This is a genomic window from Mesorhizobium sp. WSM4871 (assembly GCF_055811295.1).
In genome coordinates this window covers 307,944-324,645 of record NZ_JBVVPU010000006.1, presented here as the reverse complement: position 1 = coordinate 324,645, position 16,702 = coordinate 307,944, and the positions used below count along the sequence as shown (strand labels likewise).

The 16,702-nt window shown below is 61.6% G+C and carries 17 protein-coding genes; 7 read left to right on the top strand and 10 right to left on the bottom strand.

What is annotated here, in order from left to right; translation table 11 throughout:
* Positions 1-193: 193 nt before the first annotated feature.
* Positions 194-967: a peptidoglycan-binding domain-containing protein gene (locus tag AC0L2H_RS15255; protein ID WP_473590988.1), complete on the bottom strand. Its 774-nt coding sequence runs from the start codon at positions 965-967 to the stop codon at positions 194-196.
* Positions 942-2,681 (bottom strand): sensor histidine kinase, encoded by a 1,740-nt coding sequence (locus AC0L2H_RS15250; protein ID WP_473590987.1) that lies wholly within the window; start codon positions 2,679-2,681, stop codon positions 942-944. Before AC0L2H_RS15250 ends, AC0L2H_RS15255 begins: the two co-directional genes overlap by 26 nt.
* 532 nt (positions 2,682-3,213) lie before the next feature.
* Here AC0L2H_RS15250 and AC0L2H_RS15245 point away from each other — a divergent pair.
* A complete protein-coding gene (locus AC0L2H_RS15245; protein WP_473590986.1) occupies positions 3,214-3,618 on the top strand; it encodes a DUF5330 domain-containing protein in 405 nt (134 codons plus the stop codon).
* Positions 3,619-3,732: 114 nt separating this feature from the next.
* A complete protein-coding gene (locus AC0L2H_RS15240) occupies positions 3,733-4,161 on the top strand; it encodes a SufE family protein (RefSeq protein WP_473590985.1) in 429 nt (142 codons plus the stop codon).
* Positions 4,162-4,235: 74 nt separating this feature from the next.
* Here the strand turns inward: AC0L2H_RS15240 and AC0L2H_RS15235 are convergent, their stop codons facing one another.
* Together AC0L2H_RS15235 and AC0L2H_RS15230 are read right to left on the bottom strand one after the other, a co-directional pair.
* Entirely contained in the window at positions 4,236-4,661 is a 426-nt protein-coding gene (locus AC0L2H_RS15235) for a Ros/MucR family transcriptional regulator (RefSeq protein ID WP_023673680.1), read from the bottom strand.
* Positions 4,662-5,094: 433 nt separating this feature from the next.
* The gene (locus AC0L2H_RS15230) at positions 5,095-5,466 is read right to left on the bottom strand and encodes an SH3 domain-containing protein (RefSeq protein ID WP_473590984.1); all 372 of its coding nucleotides are present in this window, start codon (positions 5,464-5,466) and stop codon (positions 5,095-5,097) included.
* 115 nt (positions 5,467-5,581) lie between these two features.
* Here AC0L2H_RS15230 and AC0L2H_RS15225 point away from each other — a divergent pair, with 115 nt between their 5' ends.
* The 3 genes from AC0L2H_RS15225 (at position 5,582) to AC0L2H_RS15215 (ending at position 9,240) form a co-directional block, all read left to right on the top strand.
* The gene (locus AC0L2H_RS15225) at positions 5,582-7,708 is read left to right on the top strand and encodes a S9 family peptidase (protein ID WP_473590983.1); all 2,127 of its coding nucleotides are present in this window, start codon (positions 5,582-5,584) and stop codon (positions 7,706-7,708) included.
* A gap of 89 nt (positions 7,709-7,797) precedes the next feature.
* Positions 7,798-8,187, top strand: a complete 390-nt coding sequence (locus tag AC0L2H_RS15220; RefSeq protein ID WP_473590982.1) for an SET domain-containing protein — start codon at positions 7,798-7,800, stop codon at positions 8,185-8,187.
* A 204-nt stretch (positions 8,188-8,391) separates the two neighbouring features.
* Positions 8,392-9,240 carry an LON peptidase substrate-binding domain-containing protein gene (locus tag AC0L2H_RS15215; RefSeq protein ID WP_473590981.1) on the top strand — a complete coding sequence of 283 codons (849 nt, stop codon included), beginning with the start codon at positions 8,392-8,394 and terminating at the stop codon, positions 9,238-9,240.
* A gap of 6 nt (positions 9,241-9,246) precedes the next feature.
* Here AC0L2H_RS15215 and AC0L2H_RS15210 read toward each other — a convergent pair whose 3' ends face one another.
* The 4 genes from AC0L2H_RS15210 to AC0L2H_RS15195 all read right to left on the bottom strand — a co-directional run bounded on the left by AC0L2H_RS15210 (position 9,247) and on the right by AC0L2H_RS15195 (position 12,551).
* Positions 9,247-10,194 (bottom strand): cytochrome c, encoded by a 948-nt coding sequence (locus AC0L2H_RS15210; protein WP_473590980.1) that lies wholly within the window; start codon positions 10,192-10,194, stop codon positions 9,247-9,249.
* A gap of 9 nt (positions 10,195-10,203) precedes the next feature.
* On the bottom strand, positions 10,204-10,647 hold the full coding sequence (locus tag AC0L2H_RS15205) for a c-type cytochrome (RefSeq protein ID WP_473590979.1): 444 nt from the start codon (positions 10,645-10,647) through the stop codon (positions 10,204-10,206).
* Between the two features lie 243 nt (positions 10,648-10,890).
* Positions 10,891-11,487 (bottom strand): superoxide dismutase, encoded by a 597-nt coding sequence (locus tag AC0L2H_RS15200; protein WP_006330956.1) that lies wholly within the window; start codon positions 11,485-11,487, stop codon positions 10,891-10,893.
* A gap of 185 nt (positions 11,488-11,672) precedes the next feature.
* A complete protein-coding gene (locus AC0L2H_RS15195) occupies positions 11,673-12,551 on the bottom strand; it encodes a branched-chain amino acid aminotransferase (protein WP_473590978.1) in 879 nt (292 codons plus the stop codon).
* A gap of 205 nt (positions 12,552-12,756) precedes the next feature.
* Between AC0L2H_RS15195 and AC0L2H_RS15190 the strand changes: the two genes are divergently transcribed.
* Both AC0L2H_RS15190 and AC0L2H_RS15185 read left to right on the top strand, forming a co-directional pair.
* Positions 12,757-13,419 (top strand): haloacid dehalogenase type II, encoded by a 663-nt coding sequence (locus AC0L2H_RS15190; RefSeq protein WP_473590977.1) that lies wholly within the window; start codon positions 12,757-12,759, stop codon positions 13,417-13,419.
* Positions 13,420-13,596: 177 nt separating this feature from the next.
* Positions 13,597-14,424, top strand: a complete 828-nt coding sequence (locus AC0L2H_RS15185; RefSeq protein ID WP_473590976.1) for a L,D-transpeptidase — start codon at positions 13,597-13,599, stop codon at positions 14,422-14,424.
* A gap of 76 nt (positions 14,425-14,500) precedes the next feature.
* On the opposite strand, the gene AC0L2H_RS15180 is transcribed toward AC0L2H_RS15185, so the two are convergent.
* Both AC0L2H_RS15180 and AC0L2H_RS15175 read right to left on the bottom strand, forming a co-directional pair.
* Complete coding sequence (locus tag AC0L2H_RS15180) at positions 14,501-14,941, bottom strand: hypothetical protein (RefSeq protein WP_473590975.1); 441 nt, start codon at positions 14,939-14,941, stop codon at positions 14,501-14,503.
* A gap of 177 nt (positions 14,942-15,118) precedes the next feature.
* Positions 15,119-16,663 carry a helicase HerA-like C-terminal domain-containing protein gene (locus AC0L2H_RS15175; protein WP_473590974.1) on the bottom strand — a complete coding sequence of 515 codons (1,545 nt, stop codon included), beginning with the start codon at positions 16,661-16,663 and terminating at the stop codon, positions 15,119-15,121.
* Positions 16,664-16,702 lie beyond the last annotated feature (39 nt).

The window sequence follows — 16,702 nt, the reverse complement described above, 5'->3', positions numbered from 1 at the left end:
TCAGGTCAGGCCGGGTTGGAGTCGAAGACGGGCGCGAAGCGACCAAACCAGGGGGGCTCCGAGAACCGGCCTACGCCGGCCGTAACCTTCATAGGACGGAGGCGCATATGAGGGCTTCGGCCGGCGAAGGCCGGAAGCGCAGGAGGCCGCCATTTGCAGGCCGGCCTCACCTGAATATCGGCACACCTTGGGGTTAGTTGGTCAGGCCAATCTGGCGCATCTTGACGTAGACGACCTCGTCGGGTTCGCCGGTTTCCGGCAGTCCAAACAGCGACTGGAATTCCTTGATTGCGGCCTTTGTGCGGGCGCCGACCACGCCATCGAGCTGCATGTCGTCATTGCCGAATGCTTTCAGCCCGGCCTGGATCTTGATGATGCGGGCATCGGGCGCCGGCGCTGCCTCACCTGCCGGCGCCGATGCCGGAATGGGGATAGCGGCCGTCTGGTCCGGGCGGGGGGCCGGATGCGGCAGCGCCGTCGAGGCGGTTGGCGTGGCGCCCAGTTGATCGAGCAGGACGCTGTCGATCTCGCCGGAGGCGTTGAGCCCGACCTTCTGCTGATAGGCCTGAATGGCCTTGCGCGTGTTGGGGCCGGTAATGCCGTCAACCGTACCGGAATAGAAGTCGAGGTCCTTCAATATGCCCTGGACCTGTTCGACGACCGGATCGCTCTTGACCGGCGCCGGGGCCGGGCCCGGCCGCACGATGTTGATGGTGGTTTCGGGCTCGTCGGTGTCGGCGCGAGGAAAGGCCTCGATGCTCCTGGTGGCGAAAAACGCGCCGGCATGCGGAAAGGGCTGATACCACAGGGCATTCGCCGAGACATAGAACAGCGTCACCAGGAAGGCGGTCGAGCCGCCGACCAGAACCGGATTGCGCGAGATCATGCTGCCAACCGCGACCGCGCCGCCCTGAAGGGCGTTGCCGCGGCGCCTGACCGCCTTAGGCCGTTTTGCGGAGCGAGCCATTCCTGTCCCCTTCCCCCTTCGTCCTGGCCGCGGGCATCGGCAGCACGCCGGACTTGTCGGTAGAACGTCCCTTTGGTCCCTTCACCGGCAGGCTGATCGTGACAGTGGTGCCCTCGCCCGGCATGCTCTCGATCGACATGGTGCCGTCGTGCAGCGCCACCAGGCCCTTGACCAGCGACAGGCCGAGGCCGGTTCCCTCGAAGCGGCGGGTGTAATCGTTCTGGATCTGCATGAACGGCTTGCCGAGATTTTCGAAATCTTCCTCGGCAATGCCAATGCCGGTATCCCTGACCCAGAAATGCAGCCGCGAGCCGATCCGCTTGGCGCCGACGACGACCTCCCCGCCATCGGGCGTGAACTTGATCGCGTTGGAGACGAGGTTGATGAGGATCTGCTGCACGGCGCGACGATCGGCATTTATCTCGCCCGCATCCGGCGCGATCTGCGTTTGCAGATCGATGTTCTTCGCCTCGGCCTGCAAGCGCATCATCGACTGGCACATTTCGACCGCTTCGACGAAACGGAACGGTTCCGGCTCGGTCGCATAGGCGCCTGACTCGATCCTTGAAACGTCTAGTATCGAGGTGACGACGGCAAGCAAATGCTGGCCGGACTCCCTGACCAGGCCGACATATTCCTTCTGGCGGGGATCCTTGAAGCCGCCGAACATTTCATGCAGCAGCATGTCGGAAAAACCGATGATGGCATTGAGCGGCGTGCGAAGCTCGTGGCTGACGACCGCCAGGAACCGCCCCTTCGCCACTTCGGCGGAAGCCGCCGCCTCATTCGCGGCGGCAAGGTCTTCGCGCAATGCGGCTACTTCGCCATTCTCGCGCAGGACGAGCGTGAAGACGTCCTGCTGCTTTTCCAGCCGTGCCAGTTCAAGGGAAAACGGCCGGTAATTGTCCGCCGTCGCGCCACCGCCGTCCTGCGGCAGCCTGACGCGAAGATCGAGCCGGCGCGCCAACGCGCCATCGCGCATGTCGGCCAGCGCGCTGAGGTATGCCACACGATCGGAGAGATGAATCCGGTCGAACAGGCCGGTGCCGAACAGCAGTTCCGGTTGCAGCTTCAGGAGCGTGCGCGCCTTGGCCGACGCATCCTGAACCTCGCCATGCCTGCCGACCCTCAAGACGACGGCGTCGATGACGGCCTCGAGCCGATCGTCGGCCGCCGGGTCAAGCCGCGCGCCGGCCGGATTGCCAAGTGCCGCGAGGCGAGGCGCAAGCGTGAACGCCCAGGCCAACGGCAGCAGCCAGTGCCAGGCGGCAATCTGCGTCGGATTGAGCGGCAAGACAGAGCCGGCAAAATATTGCAGAAAGACGGCTGCGAGCGCGGCTATGCCCCCCCATAGCGCCGCGCGCCGCGAGCCCACGATCCACCAGGCCTCGAACGGCAGGGCCAGGGCAAGCAAGGCGACCGGCGAGGCCAGGCCTCCCGCGGCGGCAATGACACCGGCTGCGGCGAGACCGCCCATTGCCAAGGCTGCCCGGCCGGCAAGCGCCATCTTGCCCGTCGCCGCCACCAGCAAAGCGGCAAACCAGCAAAGGCCGAAACTGGCGAAGATCGCAGCCATGGTGACGGCAGCACCCATGCCGGAGGTGACCAGCGTGACCGCGGCGCCGGCGGCAAAAAACGGAGCGGCCAGCATGGCGCCGATGAAGCGGCGCTGGCGCAGGCGATCGTTCTGCTCAAGGATGGATGGATGAACCATACGCTCGCAACCGGCCGCCATCGCGCCGGGCAATTCAACGTATCTGGCCCCGATCGAACTCAACGCACTTGCACCCGGTCGTGAACTGTCCTGCTTCGCAGGTCGCTTTTATTGATCTGAAACTCGCATCCAGCGTTTAAGGAATGGATAAGGCGGTGCCGACCAATGCCCGGCATGCGACAAATATTGGGAGGCCGGCGGCGGAAACCCAGGGCGATTGCAGCCATAGTAAACGGAGGGTTATCCGAGAAGGCTGCGGTTGCGCACCGGACAATCGGCGTCAGCGCGCAGCCTTCCCAACAAAAGTTATTTAAAAACAAATAGCTAGATGGTTCCTTTTTACTTAAGAAGATAAACAGGGATTTGAAGCAAATCCATTACAAAACGCTTCGTTTCGAATTTGCCTAAAATTTGAGGAAAATTTTCACTGACCGGGCAAGCCGTCCTTTGTGCGCATGTGCCACGATCATGCCCATAAAAGAGGTCATGCCGCACGAAGGCATGATCCGGGTCACGGATGAGGGCAGTCCCTATGAGCTTTCTGATAAGAATGGCTTTCTGGTTTTCGCTGGTGCTTCTGGCGTTGCCGTTGAGTGTCGGAACCGACGACGCTGGTCACCAGGCTGTCGGCCCTCTCCAGGCTCTATTTGCGGCCCGCGAAGCGGTCGGCGATATCGCCGGCATATGCGAACGCAAGCCCGACGTCTGCGAGACCGGCAAGTCGGCGATGCAGACGATCACCGCCCGCGCCAAGGAGACCGCCAAGATCGCGGCCGCCATGCTGAACGACAAGCAGACCGAGGGACAGACCGACGGGCAGACCGGCGGCAAGCCAACGACAGGGCTCGACACTACTGTCGCGACCGGCAGCGTGGCGGAGACTATCGTCCTGCCGGCGACAGTCGACATACCGGTCAGAATGCAGACGACAAACTAAGACAGTTAGCCACCTCCTTGGCGACACCGCAGGCGCGTCCGACCTCTAGACGCCTGCGGTGTTTTTCCTCTTTTTTCGTGACGCGGCGGCGCCGGGTGACTATATCCTGGGGTGATGACGACGACGATCCAGACGATACGCGACGACTTCTCCCTGCTCGATGAGTGGGAAGACCGCTATCGCTATGTGATCGAACTGGGTGAAGCGCTGCCGCCGTTCCCCGACGCCGACCGCAACCAAGCCAACAAGGTTCCCGGCTGCGTCAGCCAGGTGTGGTTGACCACCGAACAAGGACCGGGCGCCGACCCGGTTATCACCTTCCAGGGCGATTCGGACGCCCATATCGTGCGCGGCCTTGTTGCCATCATGCTGGCACTGTTTTCGGGGCGACCCGCCAGCGAGATCCGGAACACGGATGCCGAAGCCACTTTGAAGGCGCTCGGCCTTGACGAACACCTGTCGCCGCAGCGCGCCAATGGTCTTCGTTCGATGGTCAAGCGCATCAAGCGCGATGCCGAGGCAGCCTTGAAGCAGACAGCCTGATCACTCCAAAAAGCAAACGGCGCCCGAAGGGCGCCGTCGACTGTCGTATCCAGGCTGTAGGGAGAGAGCCGGCTTCAGCGCCCCTTGCGCTTGCGGCCGAGACCCATCTTCTTGGCGAGTTGGGAGCGGGCGGCGGCGTAGTTCGGAGCAACCATCGGATAGCTTGCGTCCAAATTCCACTTTTCGCGATACTCGTCCGGCGTCAGACCGTAATGGGTCATCAAATGACGCTTCAGCGATTTGAACTTCTTGCCGTCCTCGAGGCAGACGATGTAGTCGTCATGGACGGAGCGTTTCGGATTTACAGCCGGCTTCTGCTTGTCGGCAGGAGGCTGTTCGCTGGCACCGCCCACGCGCCCGAGAGCGGCGTGGACATCAGCGATAAGGTTCGGCAGTTCGCCGACCGGCACCGGATTGTTGCTGACATAGGCGGCCACCACATCGGCGGTCAATTCGATCAGCGCATCACTGTTTCTGGAAGGTGTTTCGACAATATCCATGGTCTTCATGGCCCCAACGAGTGTTGTTTCTGTCTACGCCCTTTTTTGAAAGGTCGGGCATCGCGCGAACTTTTTTGCAGGAAAGAGCCTCTACGATTCGCGTCGCGGCATCTTAATGGGCCCGTAGACCAAGTAAGTCAATTCGCTTGTGGCGCTATATTCGTTGTTGTTGATCAAATAGTCCGCGATCAGCTTCAATCTTTCGTGCTGAGTGTAGCTTTTGGTATTTCTCTGGTCAGACCAGCGGCCGCTGACGCGACGTAAGGCCGTCTTTACATCCGTAATGTGCGTCAAAGAAGGCCCAATGCTTGGCTATGCTTGATCCTGACACATGGCTATCTGGTTGCTTCCCAAATCAACAAAACCACAGGTTGCGATGTGCTTGCTGCACAGTAGCAATCCAGAAATCGGCGCTGCCGCCGGCGCGAATCCGTCAATGGGGAGCGATGTACTTTCCATAAACCCAGCCGGTGACGAAATTGCCGCTTTGAGCCGGATCGTGCCAGACTTCGCACCAGCGATAGCGCACCTTTTCCACCTGCTGCGCGGCCGGTTGATTAGCGATATCGAGCAGGTTGACACCGCCGGTGCATTTGCCGGTCATCTGCAGAACGGCGCCGTTGGGATAGGCGGCCTGCTTCTGCGATGACCCCGAGGGATATTTGCGCACATTGAGCGTGTCGCCAGACGGCACGTTGGTCACTTGCCAAGCTGCGAACACGGTTGCATGAGATTGGCCGGCATGGGCCAGAACAATCAAAGCGACGGCGAGAGCCGCAGCGGTGCGAACATAGAATTTCATCATCGTCCTCTCCTCGGCTCATCTTCTCGAGCCCGACATCACAATGCATCACGACCCTTGAACCCGCGCTGATCGGCGTGTTCATTCGCCATTCAAGTAACTTCCACAGCGAGACTCAATGACCAAAACCTCAGCATTTCCGACGGCCAGCCCGCCACAGCCAGAGAAGCGGCCGGTGTTCGACGTCCATCATGGAGTGACCCGGACAGACGATTATGCCTGGCTGAGAGCCGATAATTGGCAGGAGATGTTCAGAGATCCGTCCCTGCTCGACAGCCATATCCGCGCTCAACTCGAAGCCGAAAACGCCTATCAGGCGGCGCTGATGGCCGACACTGCCCGGCTGCAGAAGCAGCTTTTCGGGGAAATGAAGGGGCGCATCAAGGAAGACGATTCGTCCGTGCCGATGAAGGACGGGCCTTATGCCTATGGGTCGTCCTTCAAGCTCGGCGGCGAACAGCCGCGCTATTTCCGCATGCCGCGCGATGGCGGCGACGAGCAGATCCTGCTCGACGGCGACGCGGAAGCCGAAGGCAAAGCCTATTTCCGCCTCGGCGGCGTCGACCATTCGGCCGATCATCAAAAGCTCTTGTGGGCGTTCGATGACAAGGGCTCCGAATTCTTCACGCTTCGCGTGCGCGACCTCGCCAGCGGCAACGAGCTGACCGACCAGATCGCGGATACGGGCGGCGGCGGGGTGTGGGATGCCGGCGATGACGGATTTTTCTACACCCGCCTCGATTCCAACCACCGCCCCTCCAAGGTGCTGTTCCACTCTCTCGGTGACAAGCCTGAAAACGACCGGCTGATCTATGAGGAAACCGACCCCGGCTTCTTCATGAATGTCGGCGGCACCCGCTCCAATGAATGGATCATGATCGGCATCAACGATCATGAAACCTCGGAATACCGCATCATGCGCGCCGACGAGCCGCTGGCCGAACCGAAGCTGGTTTGCCCGCGCGAGACCGGCCTGCAATACGACCTCGAGGAAGGCGGCGACATCTTCTTCATCCTGACCAATGCCGACGGCGCCAAGGACTTCAAGATCATGACGGCGCCGGCCAGCGATCCGGTGCGCGCCAACTGGCAAGAACTGGTGCCGCACGAAGCGGGCCGGCTTATCCTCTCGGTGATCGGCTTCAGGGATCATATGGTCAGGCTCGAGCGCAAGGAGGGGCTGCCGCGCATCGTCATTCGCGACCGCAAGAGCGGCGAGGAACACCTCATCTCGCTCGACGAGGAAGCCTTCTCGCTCGGCCTGTCGGGATCTTATGAATACGACACCGAGATCATGCGCTTTTCCTATTCGTCGATGACGACGCCGGCGCAGGTCTTCGACTACAACATGCGCACCCGAGAGCGCGTGCTGCTGAAGACCCAGGAAGTCCCGTCCGGACACGACCCGGACCATTATGTCACCCGGCGGCTGATGGCGCCTGCCAGCGACGGCGAGCTGGTGCCGATCTCGCTCATCCACCACCGCGACACGCCGCTCGACGGATCGGCACCTTGCCTGCTCTACGGCTATGGCTCCTATGGCATCACGGTGCCGGCCTCGTTCAATACGAACTGCCTTTCGCTGGTCGACCGCGGTTTTGTCTACGCGATCGCCCATGTCCGCGGCGGCAAGGACAAGGGCTATGGCTGGTACGACGACGGCAAGCGGACGCACAAGATGAACACGTTCACGGATTTCATCGCCGTCGCGCATCATCTCGTCACCGAGCGCTACACGGCGCACGACCGCATCGTTGCGCAAGGTGGCTCGGCCGGCGGCATGCTGATGGGGGCGATCGCCAATATGGCGCCGGAATGCTTCGGCGGCATCGTCGCCGAGGTGCCGTTCGTCGACGTGCTCACCACCATGCTCGACGCGACCTTGCCGCTGACGCCGCCGGAATGGCCCGAATGGGGCAATCCGATCGCTTCGCAGGAGGATTACCACACGATCGCCGCCTACTCGCCCTATGACAATGTCGGCGCGCTCGACTATCCGCCGATCCTGGCGCTGGCCGGACTCACCGATCCGCGCGTCACCTATTGGGAGCCGGCCAAATGGGTGGCGCGGCTGCGCGAACGCAAGAGCGGCGACAATCCGGTGCTATTCAAGATCAACATGGATTCCGGCCATGCCGGCGCATCCGGCCGGTTTTCGCGGCTGGAGGAGATCGCCTATACATATGCCTTTGCGCTGAAGGTTGCAGGCAAGGCCGACCTTGCCGCAAACGAAGTTTTGAGCTGATTTTCCGCTCGCAATTGCAACGGCCGCGCGCTACCCAGTGCGCGGCTTTTTTCCAGCCGCAAACCACCCGGTCACGCCAAGGTTCCGCCATGCTGCTCGTCGACGTCTATCTCGACAAATCGCCCATCCAGGGTATCGGCGTTTTCGCCAAGAACCACATTCCCCGCGGCACGCTGGTGTGGAAGCTCGATCCCAGATACGACCGCCGCATCGAGGTCGAGACCTACGAGCGCGAAACCGGACCGGTCAAAGCCTATCTCGACCGGTACTCCTATCCCGATCGCCGCGATCCGAACTACATCGTTTTCGAAGCCGACGATGCACGCTACATGAACCACCACGATGATCCGAATTGCGATGTCTCCTCGCCGGAGGAGACATATGCGTTGCGCGACATCGCGGCCGGCGAGGAATTGACCTGCGACTACAATCATTTCTTCGAAACCGGTTTCGATTTTCTGGGCGATCGTCACCCATAAACCGGGAACGTGGAACGCAGTGCGGGCAGGATTGACAACACCGGACCTTCAGCGCACCTTCCAGACAGGTGGATACGACCTGCCGCTTGCACCCTTTGGGGTAAGGTGAATGTATCGAGCCACTTCAGGCTCCCTTTGCCCGAACGAACGGGTCAGTAACGCAAGCCCTGACGTCTTCCGTTCTTCGAAGCAAAGGATAATTCCATGCGCGACTTCCGCGATGCAAAAGCCATGGCGCAAACGCTGTCCGAAGCGCTGAGCGCCAAATCCGTTTCCCTGTCCCACAGCGAAAGCCTCGAGCTCATTGCCAGGATTCTCGGCCTCCGCGACTGGAACGTGTTGGCTGCGAGGATTCAGGCGAGCCAACCAGTCGGGGCCGAGCCCAGAACTCCGGCGCCCGAGGCCAGCCCGCCCCCCTCCTCCGGCGCGGATCTGCCGATTTTTCCAATGCGGGATTTCGTGCTCTTTCCGCAAATGACGGTTCCGGTCTTTGTGGGCCGCGACAAAACGCGGCGCGCGGTGGAGCACGCGGTGGCAGGCGACCGCCGCGTTCTTGTGGTCGCCCAGAGGCGGGCGACGGACGATGATCCCGGCAACCTTGATTCTCTCTATCCGGTGGGTGTCACGGCAAGCGTGATAAACTGCCAGACGCAGGTGGATGGGGTTCTCAAAGTCTCCGTCTCCGGCCTCCAGCGAGCAGCGATCCTTCGCCTGGTCAACGCCGACTTTCTGACGGCGGAGGTCGCGCCCGTCGAAGAGCAGCGTGGCCGATCGGCGGAGGCGGAAGCACGTTCGAGCGCCGTTCTCGAAACATATCAGAGTTACGCCAACATCGATTTTTCCTCGATCCAACGAAAGCCCAAGGCGCGGCGCGGCCTGCCCTCCATCGGCGATCCCGGCGTCCTGGCCGATACGCTCGCGCCGCTGCTGTCGATCAGTATCGAACAGAAACAGCAGCTTCTGGAAACCAGCGATGTCGTCGACCGGCTCGAAAAAATCCTCGACCTGATGAAGGCCGGCCGACCTGAGAAAAGGCCAGCGCCAACGGGCTGACGGGTGCTAATTCGCCGGCTTGCGCGCGGGATAGCCGTTGGGGTGCGGCGGGACGGCCTTCAGATAGGCTGCAATCGCCGAGCGGTCATCCGGCGTCAGCTCGGCCATGTTTCTTTGTACGTCGACCATGGCGCCGCCGACGGAATCGAAATCCGGCGTGAAGCCGGTTTCGAGATAGTTGGCAATCTCGGCCTGCGACCACTCGCCGATGCCGCCTTCGCCCGGGGTGATGTTCGGTACGATGCCCTTGCCTTCGGCGGCGGTGGCTCCGGCCAGCCATTCGCTCTTCGTGGTGCCGCCGGTAAAGTCCCGCGGCGTGTGGCATTCGCCGCAATGGCCCGGTCCTTCGACGAGATAGCGGCCGGCCAACACCGGCTCCGGCGTGCCGTCGGGGAAAGCAATCACCGGCTGGTCGCTCAGATAGAGCCGTTTCCACAGCCCGATGCCGCGACGGATGTTGAACGGGAAGTCCAGCGAATTGGCGGGCGCCTTGCCGGCCACCGCCGGAAGCGTCTTCAGAAAGGCGTAGAGATCGGCAATGTCGGCCGGTTTCATGCGGGCATAGGATGCGTAGGGAAACGCCGGATAGAAATGCTCGCCACTCGGCGAGACACCCTTCAGCATGGCGTTGGCGAGGTCTTCGACCGACCATGCGCCAATGCCGTCCTTGGCATCCTGCGAAATATTCGGCGGCACGAAGGTGCCGAACGGCGTCTTGAGCTCGAGACCGCCAACCAGCTGAAGGCGGGCATCGCCCTGCGAGCCCGGCTTGGAATGGCATGACGTGCAGCCGCCGGCATAAAAGATGCGCTTGCCCCTGGCAGCGTCGCCGGAACCGAGTTTCGCCAGCGTTTCAGCATCGAGCCTGGCCGGGGCCGACAGGAACCAACCGGCAACGGCGCCGACGGCGCCCAGAACGAGAGCGGCGCCGATGAGTTTTTTCAGCAGGCGCATTGCCCGCGATCAGCCCTTTTTAATCCGATAGCTCTGATGGCAAGTGCCGCAATCGTCGCCGATGGTGTTGAACTGTGCCTTCAAGGCATCGACGTCGGCGGGAGCAGCAGCGGCAGCAGCCTTGACGTCGGCGAGATACTTTTGTTCGGCCGCCTTGAAGCCGGCCATGTCTTCCCAGATCTTGGGAGCAGCCGTCGTATCGCCGGTGTCACTGCCCGCCGGGAAAAGCGTTTCGACGCCGGTATGGAATTTCTCGGCGTTGGCCTGAAGCGCCTGCAACTGCGTCAGCACCGCCGCTGCGTCGAAAGGTTCCTCGCCCTTGGCCACTTTCGACAATCCGCCTACGATCTTGCCGCGTTCCTTCATCAGAGCCTGCCGATCCAGTATCGGGTCGGCAAAGGCCGCCGAGCCGGCAAAGGCGAGCATTGAGATGGCGATAACAAGCTTTCTCATTCACTTGGCTCCATGTTGAGGCACTTAGGACAAAACGCTAACGGCAAGGATGGCTCAATAATTCCGAAACTTCGCCTCACGCTTGTGTGAATCGGTCGATCCTGAAGCGCGCCGCGGTTGGCCGGCGACACGTTTTAGTGTCGCTTTATGCATATCGTTATCGCAAATCGCTGCACACTTTCGCGACATGTATTGAGCGCAAAAGAAAAGCCCCGGTCGTGCCGGGGCTTGTCTGCAAATCGATCAGGCCTTTTCGTAAAGCTCGAGGACGTGGTCCCAGTTGATGAGACTGTCGACGAAGGCTTCGAGATATTTCGGCCGGGCGTTGCGATAGTCGATGTAGTAGGAATGTTCCCAGACATCGACACCAAGGATTGGCGTCGCGCCATGGACGAGCGGGTTCTCGCCATTCGGCGTCTTCGAGATCGCCAGCTTGCCGTCCTTGACCGAAACCCAGGCCCAGCCCGAACCGAACTGGGTGGTGCCGGCGGCGATGAAGTCCGCCTTGAACTTGTCGTAGCCGCCCAAGTCGCTATCGACGGCCTTCTGCAGGGCGCCCGGCAGCTTGTTGCCGCCGCCGCCCTTCTTCATCCATTTCCAGAAATGGATGTGGTTATAGTGCTGGGCGGCATTGTTGAAGAGCCCGGCATTCTTGCCGAAGGACTGTTTGACGACTTCCTCGACCGACAGGTCACCCATGCCGGCTTCCGCGGCCAGCTTGTTGCCGTTGTCGACATAGGCCTTGTGGTGCTTGTCGTGATGATACTCCAGCGTCTCCTTCGACATGTAGGGCTGCAAGGCCTCGTAGTCGTAGGGCAGAGCGGGCAATTCAAAAGCCATGGACGATACTCCCTCGTGGAAAGAACCCGATGTCGATACCGGATTAAGATAGGTCTGGATTGAGCTGGGACAACTCCGGAATGAAGCGCCGGTTCCCTTTCTAGGCGGGTTCCGGAAAAGTGTCACACGGTTTTGCGCAAGGAGCCTCGTCAAAACAACGGGCAGGCGCGCAAAACGATAGCGGGTCAGCCGGCGGACGTCGAATGCGCCCAATCCCAATAGAGTTCGCGCGCCTTCTTGGCTACCGGACCGGGCTGGAGATTGCGATCCTCGATGCGGATGACCGGCACGACTTTCGAATGGTTGCCGGTCGAGAAAATCTCGTCGGCCTCGAGGAAATCGCGCACCGACAGCATCTTTTCAGTGGTCTTGAATCCGTATTCGCCGAGCAGCGTCATCGTGCGCGAGCGGGTGATGCCGGACAGGAAGGTGCCGTTCGGCGCCGGCGTCAGCACATGGCCGTCCTTGACCAGGAAAATATTCGAGGTCCCGGTCTCGGCGACATTGCCCAGCATGTCGAGCACCAGCGCATTGTCGAAACCGCGCATCTTGGCCTCGAGGATGGCCCGGCCATTGTTGGGGTAAAGACAGCCCGCCTTGGCATTGGTCGGCATGGTTTCGATGGTCGGCCGCCGGAACGGCGAGACGGTGAGCGAAAAACCCGTCGGCGAGATCATCGGCGATTCGTAGAGGCAAAGGCAGAAGCGGGTCGAAGCCGGATCGGCTGGTACGCCCATGTAGCCGCCATGCTCGGCCCAGTACATCGGCCTGATATAGACCGCCGTCTTGCCGTCGAATTTCTTCAGCCCGTCCCAGGTCAGCCCGACGATCTTGTCGACACTCATGGACGGCTTGAGACCGAGCGCGATCGCCGATGCATTTACCCTTGCGGCGTGGCGGTCGAGGTCGGGGGCGACACCTTCGAACCAGCGAGCGCCGTCGAACACGCTGGTGCCGAGCCACATGGCATGGCTGCGCGGGCCTAGAATGGCGACGTTGCCCTCATACCAGTCGCCCTCGACATACGTCCATGTCGCGGATTGCGCCGCAGTCGCCAGTGTCATTGGTTGTTCCGTTCCGGTGCTTGTGGCCGGCCATGGAAGAGGCTTTGACGGCTGTCGTCAACCGGCATAAGCGAGATTTGTTGGGGCCAGCGGTCCCCGGACCAATCGACCTCGGCGTCCAGCCAGGCTGCGATCCGCTGACGTCATTCGTATTGACTGCAATCAGTGCTTGCACCTTGTGCCGCCGCGCCGCAAAACTGTCGCCATGCATTATGCGGCTTACGTTTTCGACGCCTATGGCACGTTGTTCGACGTGCATGCGGCCGTGCGTCGTCATGCCGACCAGATCGGACCCGATGGCCAGCTTCTGTCGGACATCTGGCGCGCCAAGCAGTTGGAATATTCCTGGGTGCGAACGCTGATGGGCGCCTATGCCGATTTCTGGCAGCTCACCGAACAGGCGCTCGATTTCGCCTTGCGCAAGGTTCCATCTGCGGACAACGGGTTGAAGACGAAACTGCTGGAAGCCTATTGGCGACTGGACTGCTATCCGGAAGTGCCGGCCGTGCTGAAGGCGCTCAAGGCGTCGGGTGCAAGACTGGCGATCCTGTCCAACGGCTCGCCCGAAATGCTGGAAGCGGCGGTCAAGTCCGCCGCGCTCGACCAGGTCCTTGACGACATCTATTCCGTCGATGTCGTCAAGCGCTTCAAGACCGACCCGTCGGTCTACGACATGGTGACGACGAACTGGCGCCTCTATCCCGGTGCTGTGTCGTTCCAGTCGTCCAACCGCTGGGACGTCGCCGGCGCCACCAAATTCGGTTTCAGGACCGTGTGGATCAACCGTGCCAACCAGCCCGAGGAATACCGGGACTTTCCGCCGGCGCTGATCCTGCCCTCGCTCGAAGGCCTGCTGACGGGCGGCTGATGCTCGACATGTGGCCGCAGTGCAACAGGGACGGCGCGGTCACAGCTTTGCCTTTGTTTGTCCACCGTCAGGCCAGATTCGGAACCGCCTATCGCGCCGGGCATTGGTGGAGCTGACGCCATGCCAATCAACGCGTATTCACGCTTCGTTTCGATTTGAGACTTAATAAAGGCAACCATGTTCACACCCGACATCGAATCCTATCGCCTGAGCCGCCGCGGCTTTCTGAACGCCGCAGCGCTTGGCGCCGCCTCGATTGCGGTTTCCGCCTGCGCCACCGTGGGGCAGCGGCAGCCGGTAGAGCCTCCGCCGCCGGCTCATGTCGAGCCACCGTTGCTCGACTACGCAACAATGTATGCTCCGGTCAGCGATGGTGGATTCGACCTGCCGGGCATACCGTACGAGAAAATCGACGAGCAGTTCCTGCGCCAGATCGTTCCCGATCCGACCGGCCAGCAGCCTGGCACCATCGTCGTCGATACGGTCGGCCACCACCTCTATCTCGTGCGTCCGGGTGGGCAGGCCATCCGCTACGGCGTTGGGCTCGGCCGCGCCGGTTTCGAATGGTCCGGCGACGCCGTCGTCCAGTGGAAGCAGAAATGGCCGAAATGGACCCCGCCGGAAGAAATGATCGCCAGGCAACCGGAACTGGCAGAATACAGCGCCGACAATGGCGGCATGCCTGGCGGGCTGAAGAACCCGCTTGGGGCGCGGGCGCTCTATCTGTTCCAGGGCAACCAGGACACGCTCTACCGCCTGCACGGCTCGCCGGAGTGGAACTCGATCGGCAAATCGGTGTCTTCGGGCTGCGTTCGCCTGATAAACCAGGACATCATCGATCTCTACGATCGCACGCCCTCGAAGACGCCAGTCATCGTTAGCGCCGGTGTCGGCCAGCAGATGGTGGCGACGCCAAACCGGAAGGCCATTCCGATCGACTCCGGCGTGCCGGAAGGCTCGATTTTACTTGGCCCGGTCAAGGCGATCTCGGGCTCGATTTTCTAGATATATCGAGGCATGCCGTTTCTTGATTGCCCTCCGCTGGGTCATAAGCGCGTCAACGGAGCCGCCATTTCGGCTCTTACTTCAGCGAGATGCTCATACCGCTAAGATCCGCGTTGACTTGCAGGCCTACCTGTCTGCCTGTGAGTTCGAGTTGGGCGCCCTTGTCATTGGTCATGACGATGACCTGGGCCCCTTTGCCAAGCGCGCCGCCACCGCCCGCTGCACCGTATACCCCTGTCACATCCCGGGCGCGACGGATGTGGCGCACAGTGCCTCGGAAATAGGTCTTGGAGGCCCCGAAGGCGAGACCGCCCGAGATACCGCCGACCGAGATGGGATATCGGCGGCCATGGAAGGTCAGCGTGCCCTCGCCACCGGAGCCGCCGATGAAGAAGGCCGCCTTGTAGACGTCGAAGCGGATCGTACCGCTGTCGGCATGCGCGGCGCTGGCAAAGCCAACTCCCGCGACAGCGATGACGCCAACCGCGAGTGAACGAAATCTGGACGAAATCTTCATGATGAGAACTCCTCAAGGTTGGCGCTTCCCCAGCCAGCCGGGCACGTCAGCGTCGGATCAAAATCATAGCTGAACAGTCTCGCCCGTCATTAGTTCCAACTACGCGGCCTGAATTTGGCTGGGAAACGGGCCGCCGGCAGCGTCCGCTTCTCGCAACACGACATTCGCACGATGCGCTCACCGCCCCCTGGACAGGCTGCCCAGAATACCCCGCACGATCGCGCGGCCCACGGATGAGCCGACCGAGCGGACCACCGATTTGATCGCCGCTTCCGCCACTGTCTGGCGATTGGAGGGTCTTGGCGCCGATGTGCGCCTGCCACCTGTGGTCTGGGGCGCGGGGCTGTCGTTGCCGAAGCCCGGAATGGTCCAGCGTGAGCGGCCTTCCTCCTGCTGCTGCGCCTCGGCCTCCTGAGCTTTCTGGGCTTTTTTCTGCAGCATCTCGAAGGCGGATTCACGATCGACGACCTGATCGTACTGTCCCGCAACCGGGCTCTCGGCAATCAGCTTGCGGCGCTCGTCTGGCGTGATCGGGCCAAGGCGCGACGATGGCGGGCGAATCAGTGTCCGCTGGACCATGGACGGCGCACCCTTGGCTTCAAGCGTCGAGACCAGCGCCTCGCCGGTGCCGAGTTGGGAGATCACGGTCGCGGAGTTGAAGTCGGGATTGGGCCTGAACGTATCGGCGGCCGTTTTCACCGCCTTCTGTTCCCGCGGCGTATAGGCCCGCAGCGCGTGCTGCACCCGGTTGCCGAGCTGGGCCAGAACGGTTTCGGGAATATCGAGTGGATTTTGGGTGACGAAATAGACGCCCACGCCCTTCGAGCGGATCAGGCGGACCACCTGCTCGACCCGGTCGATCAACACCTTGGGCGCATCGTCGAACAGAAGGTGCGCCTCGTCGAAGAAGAAGACCAGCTTCGGCTTGTCGGGATCGCCGACTTCGGGAAGCTCCTCGAACAGTTCCGACATCAGCCACAAAAGGAATGTCGCATAGAGCTGGGGATTCATCATCAGCTTGTCGGCGGCCAGCACGCTTATGGCGCCGCGGCCGTCGCGGGTGGTGCGCATGATGTCGGCGATCCGCAACGCCGGCTCGCCGAAGAAGTTCGCCGCGCCCTGCTGTTCCAGGACCAGCAAGGTGCGCTGGATCGCGCCGACCGAGGGTTTGGTGACATTGCCGTAGCGGACCCCGATTTCCTGGGCGCGATCGGCAATGTTGGAAAGAAGCGCTTGCAGGTCCTTCAGGTCCAGCAGCAACAGGCCTTCCTCGTCGGCAATGCGGAAGGCGATGTTCATGATGCCTTCCTGCGCCTCGGAGAGGTTCATCAGGCGTGACAGAAGCAGCGGCCCCATTTCCGAAATGGTGGCGCGGATCGGATGGCCCTGCTCACCGAACAGATCCCAGAAGATGACCGGAAATTCCTGGAAATCATAAGGATCGAGCTTGACCTGCCTGGCGCGCTTGACCAGAAAATCCTGCGCCGTGCCCATCATGGCGATGCCAGACAAGTCGCCCTTGATGTCGGCGCAGAAGACCGGCACGCCGGCATTGGAGAAACTTTCCGCCAGTATCTGCAAGGTGACGGTCTTGCCGGTGCCGGTGGCGCCGGTGACCATGCCGTGGCGATTGCCATATTGCAGCAGCAGGCGTTCGGCGCGCTGGTAGCTGTCGTCGGGCTTGCGGCTGGCCCCGATGAAGATGCTTGTGTCGTCAGCCATGTGTCCGGTCTCCGCAAAGCTCAAAAATGTTCAAAGCCC

What these genes read in the sequence shown, in the direction of transcription:
- AC0L2H_RS15255 (WP_473590988.1), bottom strand. Translation starts at nt 967, where the DNA reads ATGGCTCGCTCCGCAAAACGGCCTAAGGCGGTCAGGCGCCGCGGCAAC.
- AC0L2H_RS15250 (WP_473590987.1), bottom strand. Translation starts at nt 2,681, where the DNA reads ATGGTTCATCCATCCATCCTTGAGCAGAACGATCGCCTGCGCCAGCGC.
- AC0L2H_RS15245 (WP_473590986.1), top strand. Translation starts at nt 3,214, where the DNA reads ATGAGCTTTCTGATAAGAATGGCTTTCTGGTTTTCGCTGGTGCTTCTG.
- AC0L2H_RS15240 (WP_473590985.1), top strand. Translation starts at nt 3,733, where the DNA reads ATGACGACGACGATCCAGACGATACGCGACGACTTCTCCCTGCTCGAT.
- AC0L2H_RS15235 (WP_023673680.1), bottom strand. Translation starts at nt 4,661, where the DNA reads ATGGATATTGTCGAAACACCTTCCAGAAACAGTGATGCGCTGATCGAA.
- AC0L2H_RS15230 (WP_473590984.1), bottom strand. Translation starts at nt 5,466, where the DNA reads ATGATGAAATTCTATGTTCGCACCGCTGCGGCTCTCGCCGTCGCTTTG.
- AC0L2H_RS15225 (WP_473590983.1), top strand. Translation starts at nt 5,582, where the DNA reads ATGACCAAAACCTCAGCATTTCCGACGGCCAGCCCGCCACAGCCAGAG.
- AC0L2H_RS15220 (WP_473590982.1), top strand. Translation starts at nt 7,798, where the DNA reads ATGCTGCTCGTCGACGTCTATCTCGACAAATCGCCCATCCAGGGTATC.
- AC0L2H_RS15215 (WP_473590981.1), top strand. Translation starts at nt 8,392, where the DNA reads ATGCGCGACTTCCGCGATGCAAAAGCCATGGCGCAAACGCTGTCCGAA.
- AC0L2H_RS15210 (WP_473590980.1), bottom strand. Translation starts at nt 10,194, where the DNA reads ATGCGCCTGCTGAAAAAACTCATCGGCGCCGCTCTCGTTCTGGGCGCC.
- AC0L2H_RS15205 (WP_473590979.1), bottom strand. Translation starts at nt 10,647, where the DNA reads ATGAGAAAGCTTGTTATCGCCATCTCAATGCTCGCCTTTGCCGGCTCG.
- AC0L2H_RS15200 (WP_006330956.1), bottom strand. Translation starts at nt 11,487, where the DNA reads ATGGCTTTTGAATTGCCCGCTCTGCCCTACGACTACGAGGCCTTGCAG.
- AC0L2H_RS15195 (WP_473590978.1), bottom strand. Translation starts at nt 12,551, where the DNA reads ATGACACTGGCGACTGCGGCGCAATCCGCGACATGGACGTATGTCGAG.
- AC0L2H_RS15190 (WP_473590977.1), top strand. Translation starts at nt 12,757, where the DNA reads ATGCATTATGCGGCTTACGTTTTCGACGCCTATGGCACGTTGTTCGAC.
- AC0L2H_RS15185 (WP_473590976.1), top strand. Translation starts at nt 13,597, where the DNA reads ATGTTCACACCCGACATCGAATCCTATCGCCTGAGCCGCCGCGGCTTT.
- AC0L2H_RS15180 (WP_473590975.1), bottom strand. Translation starts at nt 14,941, where the DNA reads ATGAAGATTTCGTCCAGATTTCGTTCACTCGCGGTTGGCGTCATCGCT.
- AC0L2H_RS15175 (WP_473590974.1), bottom strand. Translation starts at nt 16,663, where the DNA reads ATGGCTGACGACACAAGCATCTTCATCGGGGCCAGCCGCAAGCCCGAC.